We start from the raw sequence: 8617 nt of genomic DNA on the forward strand, positions 1-8617 counted from the left end.
TGTCTCAAGTAAAATTTATTGAATCAATCTTTGGAATTGCTGCATAGAGAAATGTGAACGATACAGATCGTTCGTCTCTAAAAGATCTTTGCGACACAACCGCATTTCCTGGCATTGTAATTTCAGTACAATTATTGTTCGGCGGCGGCAGCCCTGTAGCAGACCCTCTCGTCTAATCCACGACATCTTCGGATCGGCGCAAAGGTTAGTTCCCTTTTGTATAGCATTCGCGGCTGAGCGGCAGCCCTAGGTGAACTTTCTTCGACTTGGAGGAGCTTCGTATGGCAAGCGACGATCGCAGCAATAACGTGGAGACAGGCATGGAGCCGGAAGTCGCTAACTCTGGGATCGTGCGACCGCCTTTTATCTACCTGGGCGCGATCGCCTTGGGTCTGTTGTTGCATTTCGCCTGGCCAGTTCCGCTCGTGTCTCGTGCAGTGAGCGTGCCACTCGGAGGCATTGTAGTGCTTGTCGCCGTCGCTCTGTTTCTCTGGGCTGTTCGCACGTTTCGGACCGCTGGCACGCCCGTTCCGGGCAATCGTCCCACCACCACGATCGTGCGTGCGGGTCCCTATCGATACAGCCGCAATCCCATTTATCTGTCTTTCTCACTGCTCCAGCTCGGTGTCGCACTCTGGGTCAACAGTCTCTGGCTACTAGTCACCCTCATACCAGCGGTGGCGCTGATGTCGTTCGTGGTCATTCCGCGAGAGGAGCACTACCTGGAGAGCCGCTTCCCGTCGGACTACTTGCCCTATAAGGCTTCTGTTCGTCGCTGGTTATAGACAGCCACCGAGCAAGGACATGGAGCTGACACGCAGGAGCGCACATCTCATTACTGGTGTGCTTGTACGCGATCGCAACATGTGTCGTAAACTGTTTCCATTGCACTCATTTGTCGTAAACTGCTTCCATTGCACTTAACACTTGCTTTTGCCTTGGGGTGAACCAAGGTCGGCGGCAGAGAAATTCGATTTGCGCCTCATCAATCGGATCGAGCTGACACTCCATCAGTCGCTTAATACGCTCGTAAATTTTCCTGACTTCTGCTTGAGTCTGTTGTGAATCAATCGGTTTCATCTGATCCTGTTTCACTTCCAAAGTCCCGTTATATACTGCTGCTTTTACAGTAAAGCGGCTTTCTACCTCAATCGCGATCGCCCAGCAGCCATTATATTTTTTTTCGTCTCCCACCAGACGTTGCAAGAAGAAAACTTCACCTTCAAAACAGTAGTCAGAAGCTAAATGAATAGACTTGTGTTTGATTTTTTCCACTACACTCCTAACAATACGACCCGTGGGGACTTTACCTTCAGCTTGTTTTACAGCTTGTTGCCATACTTGCCGTTGTTGTTCTGGTTCCAGGTTGACCAAATCCCGCACCTGGCGTTCGCTAGTCGGTAGAACTTGTCTTTCCACGATCGGTGCGCGATCTTGTGTACCATTGGTACACAGATCGTTAGTTTCACTGTTTTGTGTACCATTGGTACACAAATTTTCAAAGACGATTGCCGCTTCGATTAGCTGGTAAGGGCGGCGGCGAGTATATCCAAAGCGGGCATAGCAATATTCCTCAAAAGACCGATGAGTGCTTCTATATAGCCTTTGCTCTTTAAGTTCCCTCAGAGCTACCCCTGCTTCAAAAAATGCTCTTTCTACCTTTAACTCTAACCGATGTCGTTCTCGCTCCTCGTCAGGAGTCAATTCCTCCAAGACTTGGACTGGAGCAGGAGTAGCTTCAATCCCTGCATTCAACATTGGCGTAAACCTTTGGTTAATTTGTAACAAACCATAGAGATCTCCAGCTAGTTTTAGGCAAGAGCAATATTCTCTATCGCATTAGCTATCTCGACATTTGATAAAGAAATTTCATCGCCACCAGGAGCAAGAAACATCCAGCATTCTTCCGGCGTGCCTATGCAAGCCACTGAAACAAATTTACACCTCTCGACTATCTTCCAACCAGTGGTACGATCGCTCGTCAACTGCGTCACCTGTCGAATTGTAAAAGTTAGCCATTCCAGAGCAGCCCTAAGTAACTTTTCTGGCAGCCAAAAGAGTTGATTCAAAGCATGAAAATTAGAACATAGATAAGTTCTCAGCAGACTAGCAATCCACTTGCGTTGTTCGGAGGTCATCTGTCTGGCGGCTTTTGTCAATTTTCTTGGATTGCGATCAACTATCTGCACCAACTCTACCCAAGTAGTGCATTGCAGAATTGTCGTTGCTAGCTCTCGTGCAGCGAGTAAACCTTGGACTTGAGCTGGCGAAGCTTGGGCAGTTGGGATTGAATTAAGGCGATCGCCAACTATTCCTATTTCAGATGGCAACCCATTAGAATCGCTGGCTACACCAGAAACGGACGCTTTCACGTTCCGATCGATTGCCCGTTCGCTATCTGACTCGTTGCTATTAGCTTCGTTCACCAAGTCCATTCGAGGATCGCTTTGAGTATGCGAACCATTTATACCGTTGCAATTAACATTTGCATTCAATTGCCCAGTCAAAAGATTTGTCACTGGTGACACTTCATTTTGAGGTGACGCTTGCAACTGTTGTGTTTGTGTAGTTTCAGGAAATGTCTCCACTGTCACCAGCTCTGTTCCATTAACATCTGGCTGGGGTGCATTCGCCGTGCCAGCAACGAAACGCACGACGCGCCCGCTCTTTTGCACGATTCCCTTTCCCATCGCTTCTAATTTGTAATACAAGTCAATCGTGTAGGCAGCAACGTTTCGCCCTATCTCTTTGGCACGGCGTTGTAGTGCCTTGATGTTACGGTAAGCATCCCGCACTGCTAAACCATCAGGGGAAGTTGCAGCCAGATCCCAAATCTTGGTCAAGACAGAACTGATGGAATCGCTGTCTGTTGCTGAGTGCTGCACTATCTCAAAAGTAGAGCGGTAGTAGCGGCATAAATCTACAGCACGATTTAACGTATCTAACTGAATTTCGTGTCGTGGACGCTGTGGCTCGTGATAGCACTCGATGATATGCAGAGCTAGTGCGATTCGCAGTAATTGCCCTGGTAGTTTTCGCATCCAAGCGCGAATTGCTGGTGTTTCGGCTAATTCTGCCTGTTGCCCGATCTGCTCGTAAACTGTACCGTAACGAGCATCAGCAGCAGATGAGAGTTTAACGATCCCCGCTGGAAATTGAGTGTCTATCCAACGGTAAAATAGGGGTAGTTGCTCAGCTAATCGGCAGTATCCTTCCACTCTTTTAGCTGGTTGCACTTTTGGCAGTGCAAATAGAAACCGCGCTTGTAGCCCTTGAGCATCGTCAGGGTCTTGAAAGATTTTGCGAAATACCCCTGGTTGGAGTCCACCAGCTATGCTCAGGCGAGATGAGGCTAGATAGTAACTATCTTCATGCATGACCCGATCTACTGGAGCAGAAGCACCGTCCCACATTGGTAAAAGGCATTCTAATCCTTCACCTTCGCCTTTTGTAGTAAACTGACCTAAAGATTTGAACAGCCCTGCTATTTCGTCCCTCGCCCACAGAGAACCGTTTTCGCCTTGCTCTGACAAGCGTTTCATCACTGCCTGAATCGTGGCAACTTCAAATAAAAACTTACGTTCGGGCATTGGAGCTGCTGACTCATCAGCATTGTCTTTTTTATTTTGAGATTGCTTGTACTCTTGCCACTCAGTTTTGAAACGATTGTATTCCTGTTCTTGCCAAGCTTTTAAGGGAGAAAGGATCAGCCCCTCAGCTCTGCTTTTTCCCGTGCCAGATTCCGCCACAGAACAAGTCCAAGCGATCGCCGGAATTTTGTGGGAACCGACATCGAGAACGTTTTTCTTTCCTACTAATGACAAGGTTGTAGGCATTAAGTACTGCCACAGCATAATTGGGTCGATATTCAGTACGCGCCCGTCGTGGAGAAGGTCTTCTGCTAGGTGCGGCAAAGTTAGTTGGAAATCTAGCTTGTAGTCTTTCCACTGGATGAATCGGTCGAGCTGCTGTTCGTCCTGCGGCATCACCTCTTCAGATGGAATGCGCTGGGATGCTACCAACTGCCAAAATGCTCCCTTGGAAATCCCCGATCGCTGTTGCAGGGCATCGAGATGAGCTTGTTCCTCCCACTGGGGCAATCCTTTGGCTAAAAGCTTGGTGACACTGGTGACAGTGGTTGAAAGAACTGTTGGGTCTAGGTTTAACTCGTCACTCCTACTGGGACTGTCACTGGTGACACTGCGAATTCGATCTAGCTCTGACTGCAACTCTTCCACAGATGAAGTCAGATTATTTCCTTTTTTCGCCAACTGACCCATCCGATCAATGCGATCGAGCAGGAGGTGACGATGGTATTGTTCTAGAAGTAGACTGGCGTACTGTTTGATATTTCCAGAGTGAACCATGCGTCCCAGAATCAGTGCTAGCTTGGTTCGTCCCCCGATGGATTCCAAAGCTCCCTGCTCCGATAGCCGGAAAGTTACTGCTAGCAAGTCGGGTTGTAAGCCAGAGCGGTGCAATTCCAGCATCACCATAAAAATTTTCCGGTGAGCGGAAACAGAGAACGCTTGTATAGATAAACCCTCCACCGCTGCGATCGCATTTGGATCGAGCAGAATTGCCCCTAAAATGTTTTCTTCTAGCTCAACAGCTTGCAGGGGTACGAGGGGAGCAGGATGAAAGTCAATGCTAGCAATCATAGCAGCACCTCGTCAGCCAACGCATAGGAGGGAAGAGATACTGCAACTAGCCACTGGCTCAAACAGCTGTAGCCAAGAAAATTTTTATTTTGTTGTGAAAAGTACTTGTCAAATGCCGTGCAGAAACGGCACAATGTAGCCATATGAAACATCGTGTCTTAACCCCCATAGGTAAGCAATTTTGGGTTGAGATTGTCCGGTAGCGACTGGTAAGGACTGCTGACACAGACCTTACCGCACAGCTCCGGCACTTTTATTTGGTCTTGTAGAGTTAGCAGTAACTTAGCTATCTGCTTCATTCCACTTTTACGTCGAAGCTGGAAAGTCTTTCCAGTACCGCCGGAAGATCAATAATAATTTCCGAGAAGTTAATCGACTACAGTAATTTTGCTGTCAACCTCCTGTTGAGTTGCGACAAGGTGCAATACGTGTATGTAAGGAGAGATTAGCACTGATACGACTTAACCTCAAGGGGGTCAAAACAGCTATACGCCGGAGTTACAGGTGGCAAATACGCCGGAGTTACAGGTAAAAACATACGCCGGAGTTACAGGTGAATTGAGATGACATACGCCGGAGTTACAGGTAAAGTAACATCCGAAACATTTCCTTTTTGGCTTTGAAAGACTTATGTGATGAGACTTTGCGACAGTAGAACTTCAAAAACTATACGCCGGAGTTACAGGTCAAAAACATACGCCGGAGTTACAGGTGATTTGGCACGACATACGCCGGAGTTACAGGTAAAAACATACGCCGGAGTTACAGGTAAAGGCTCAAAAAACATACGCCGGAGTTACAGGTAAGCCGCTTTGTCCTCGAATCGAGAAATGCTAGACGCACTCTCTTGCAATATCTTGAGGAGATAGAAAGAAAAGTATTAAGAATTCTTGCGATAATTTGTGGTGTTAGGTGCATATAGAAAAGTTAGAGCTATTGGAGTATAAGAAAAGTTAGAGCTAAAGGTGACGTATACAGGTGAACGAGAAGAACGAAGAAACAGCATTTCCAGTGGACGGGCAACTGCTAATGATATTGCCTAGAGCAGGTGCTTCCGTCAAAAACCCTGACGTGCGCCTACCCGTATTGCGTTCTGATGCAGATGGGTATTACATAGAGATGAAAGTCGAAGCTGATGCCACAGATGCGAGTGAAGTGGCGTTGACTCGTCGTGTACCTTTGGAAGATCTTTGTGCTGAAGAATGGGAAGAGTTAAAACAGCAGTATTCTAAGCTAGATTTCAAATCTTGCATTGATGAGGGAATTCATAAGGGACTAGAGAAAATCCAAGACCGTAGGATTCAACGGTTGTTCATGGCACTACTCACCTTTCTCAATCCTAGGCAAGTATCGATCGTGCTGTACTTCTACAAGCAAGCAGCGAGGCAGGGAAATGGACCAATAGTGTCATTTCGCTCTAACGATTTGCTAGAAAGTTTAGGTTACACCCGTACAAAAGAGGGCGGATTTGCTTCCAAGCTGCGATCGCAACTCAACCAGGATTTAGTAACCCTACATCGAACTGAATTGATTTTAGCTCAGTCACTTAGAAAAGGAGATAATGTTGGTGCTAAAGTAACTATCAAAAGCGTTTTACGAATTAAAGATTATGAAATAGATAGCGTACCGCGCAACTTCGATTTGATTCAAGCCGCTGACTATACTTACGAATTAGCAGATGCTTATACAGTTTCGCTTGAATTTTTTGAGGGTCCGAGTCGCACGGGAGAATACGTGCTTTTTGCTAATAGTTTAAATATTAGTCAAAAGCTAGGTAGCAATGCCAAAAACAACTACAAAACAAAGCTTTTAGTTTATCTTGCTAGTAGAATGAAGTGGGATAAACTACAAGATGGCAAGTACTTGACAATCTCCAAGCATTACATACTTAAAAATTTGGACTTGTTAGGCAGCAATCCATCTAGAAATAATCAACTATTATGGCGAACAGTAGAAGAATTAAAACAAGAAGAATATATATTGGGAGCGCAAGAGTTCCCAGGAAAGAGAAAAGCAATTAATATCCAATTTCAAATTAATACTGATAAGATGTGCTCTTGATAACTCCTAATATTTGATTGAAATTAAACCGGAAAGATGAAGTATAACGGTTGTCAAGCGATTGCTGCCGAACTGAGGCAAAGGCAGTATTATATTTGCCTCAAACTTGAGAAAATTTGTAGAAGTTTTCTAAGTCTATCGCAAATATTATAAAAAAATCTTTGTATATTTTGAAATTAGCAAATAATTATTTTATGCAACTGTTACTATTGGATTAAATTTCATTAAAACTAAATGTAATAATATTTTATTTTTTAACCAAAAATTATTGAATTAGTAAAAATATTACTAAAATATTAATTTATCATCATTAAATGCAATGTTCAATAAAGTTTTTTATCTCTTAATGGTAGCTAGAAGAAAGGTAAATATACAGTTCTGTATCTTATTCAGATTTAGATTGAAAAGCTAAATACACCATTTAAATTATATAAAGCATTGCCGTTGAGGAGAAATACGATAATGTTCTGAGAAAATTTAAGCTCTTTATCTGTTCTTGCTAAAGTAGATTTGAAAGTAAGATGAGCCAAGTAGAAGAATTTAGTAGGTTAAAGCCTTTAGTAACTGAACAGATTTGCTCTAATTTATCTACAACCGCTTTCCAGTCAGTGATATTCGTATTTACATATTTTACTACCTAAGCTCAGACATAAACAGCTAGTCAAAACAGCACCTAGTATCAAAAAAAATATGTCGAAATTGAGATCTGTACAGTTGGAAGAAGAGTAAATAAGTACAGTTTTATTGTATTCAGTTAAATATTTATGACTAAAAGAAGAGAAAGTACAGCAATGTCTACAGAACACATATCTAACGAAGCTAGTAATGAGTCTAATGTAGAAAATACAAACTCAGAATTGCAGAAAGCAAACCAAAAGCGTTTAGTAATAGTAACTGGTGACAAAGGAGGTGTAGGAAAGAGTATGTTTTCTAGAGGATTATTACAGGTATACGTTAATAAAAAGATTAATCTTGTAGCCTACGATGCTGATAAACGCAATCCTCAGTTAGAGCGATATTACGGAAAAGATACTGTAAGATGCCTTGATATATTCAATCGGGGCGAAGCTGATGTTTTATTAGTAAACTTGGACGAGCAGCAGCCGCCTATCGCTTTATGGTGGTGTTCTAGATTGGTTGCTTGACTATAATGAGTAAGAAGTAACCAGTAGAGAGCTGAGTAAACTATTATGACCGTTTGGCTACCAGTTGAATGCCCGCATTGTCACAGCACAGAAGTAGTCAAACATGGTAAATCAGTAGTAGGCAAACAGCGTTATCGTTGCCAAAACACTAATTGCCCCTACCGTACTTTTGTTCTGAGCCAGACTTATCCAGGACGGACTAGACAAGTCAAGCAGCAAATTGTGGAGATGACGCTGAATGGAAGTGGGGTGAGAGATATTGCACGGGTGTTGCGCGTTAGTCCCACAACAGTAATTCAGGAATTAAAAAAAACTCACACAGCTCAAGCAAGTGAATCAAAAACTCTTGCAGTGGTTAAAACCTGAGAGCATAGAGGTAGATATTGTCCGAGTTGAAGAGTCTCAAGAAGCTGATGTTGGCGAGTCAGAACTGGACGAGATGTGGAGCTATGTAGCTAAAAAGAGCAATCCTCGGTGGTTATGGCATGCCATTGACCGTCAAAGTGGAAAAGTTTTAGCTTATGTGTTTGGTCGTCGCAAAGATGAAGTCTTTCTCCAACTCAAGAAACTACTAGTGGGACTTTGTAGAAAAGTAAGAAAAAATAGAGATACAATACAGTCACCGAGGTAGTTTTACGTCAGTCTCAACAGGAGCAGCGTAAATGAAAGATCAAGTAAGTGCAGCGATGCCAGCATGTTTTGATAACTGGTGTCGTCGGTTCGACGATATATTTTCTCGCCAAAAGCAGA

General features: G+C 43.9%; 7 protein-coding genes. 5 read left to right on the top strand and 2 right to left on the bottom strand.

Features of this window, described 5'->3' with window-relative positions; all coding sequences use genetic code 11:
- Positions 1 to 281 precede the first annotated feature (281 nt).
- A complete protein-coding gene (locus H6G17_RS31470; protein WP_192162556.1) occupies positions 282 to 785 on the top strand; it encodes an isoprenylcysteine carboxylmethyltransferase family protein in 504 nt (167 codons plus the stop codon).
- A gap of 106 nt (positions 786 to 891) precedes the next feature.
- Here H6G17_RS31470 and H6G17_RS31475 read toward each other — a convergent pair whose 3' ends face one another.
- Complete coding sequence (locus H6G17_RS31475) at positions 892 to 1758, bottom strand: hypothetical protein (RefSeq protein WP_192162557.1); 867 nt, start codon at positions 1756 to 1758, stop codon at positions 892 to 894.
- Positions 1759 to 1811: 53 nt separating this feature from the next.
- Positions 1812 to 4661 (bottom strand): DUF3987 domain-containing protein, encoded by a 2850-nt coding sequence (locus H6G17_RS31480; protein ID WP_192162558.1) that lies wholly within the window; start codon positions 4659 to 4661, stop codon positions 1812 to 1814.
- A gap of 1029 nt (positions 4662 to 5690) precedes the next feature.
- Between H6G17_RS31480 and H6G17_RS31485 the strand changes: the two genes are divergently transcribed.
- The 4 genes from H6G17_RS31485 to H6G17_RS33760 all read left to right on the top strand — a co-directional run bounded on the left by H6G17_RS31485 (position 5691) and on the right by H6G17_RS33760 (position 8498).
- Complete coding sequence (locus H6G17_RS31485; protein ID WP_192162562.1) at positions 5691 to 6722, top strand: hypothetical protein; 1032 nt, start codon at positions 5691 to 5693, stop codon at positions 6720 to 6722.
- Between the two features lie 764 nt (positions 6723 to 7486).
- The gene (locus H6G17_RS31490) at positions 7487 to 7867 is read left to right on the top strand and encodes a hypothetical protein (RefSeq protein WP_192162559.1); all 381 of its coding nucleotides are present in this window, start codon (positions 7487 to 7489) and stop codon (positions 7865 to 7867) included.
- A 45-nt stretch (positions 7868 to 7912) separates the two neighbouring features.
- Positions 7913 to 8233 (top strand): IS1 family transposase, encoded by a 321-nt coding sequence (locus H6G17_RS31495; RefSeq protein ID WP_192162560.1) that lies wholly within the window; start codon positions 7913 to 7915, stop codon positions 8231 to 8233.
- The gene (locus tag H6G17_RS33760; protein WP_192162561.1) at positions 8199 to 8498 is read left to right on the top strand and encodes an IS1 family transposase; all 300 of its coding nucleotides are present in this window, start codon (positions 8199 to 8201) and stop codon (positions 8496 to 8498) included. Before H6G17_RS31495 ends, H6G17_RS33760 begins: the two co-directional genes overlap by 35 nt.
- The last annotated feature ends 119 nt before the right edge of the window (positions 8499 to 8617 follow it).

Source organism: Chroococcidiopsis sp. [FACHB-1243] (assembly GCF_014696895.1).
Classification (GTDB): domain Bacteria; phylum Cyanobacteriota; class Cyanobacteriia; order Cyanobacteriales; family Chroococcidiopsidaceae; genus Chroococcidiopsis.